At 36.2% G+C, this 539-nt stretch carries 1 protein-coding gene; it reads right to left on the minus strand.

What is annotated here, in order from left to right; all coding sequences use genetic code 11:
- Positions 1–539 (minus strand): peptidase U32 family protein (locus tag ABCO64_RS10770; protein WP_343089477.1); only part of this gene is annotated, 539 nt, incomplete at both ends.

The following is a 539-nucleotide window of genomic DNA, read 5'->3' on the forward strand; positions in this document are numbered from 1 at the left end:
GGTTTTAACAACCGTAGCAATATAATGAATGCTTTTCATTCTACCTTCAATTTTTAAACTATCGACGCCTAAGTCTATGAGCTTAGAGATATAACGAACACTTTGAAGATCTTTAGAGGCCATTGAAAATGGCGTATCTTCGTTTATCTTTTCTTCGTTTTCTATAAGATCATAGTTCCATCGACATGAATGCGCACATCCACCGCGATTGGCATCGCGATCCGTCATTGAATTTGAAAGGGTGCATTTTCCAGAATAAGAAACACACATACCCCCGTGAATAAACACTTCTAAATCGGCTTTAGTATTTTGTTTTAATATAGATAGTTCATCTAAAGAAACTTCTCTCGCTAAGACGACTCTTTTTACATCGCGCTTATACCAAAAATCAATCGCTTTAGAATTCGTGATTGATTGTTGGGTAGAGACATGAATTTCTAAGTTTGTATGGTTTCTAGCCACATCAATCACTGCAGGAGATGCACAAATAATCGCATCTACATTGATTTCATCTAACGCTTGTAAGTATTCTTTTAACC

It is taken from the genome of Methanocalculus natronophilus (assembly GCF_038751955.1).
GTDB classification, from domain to species: domain Archaea; phylum Halobacteriota; class Methanomicrobia; order Methanomicrobiales; family Methanocorpusculaceae; genus Methanocalculus; species Methanocalculus natronophilus.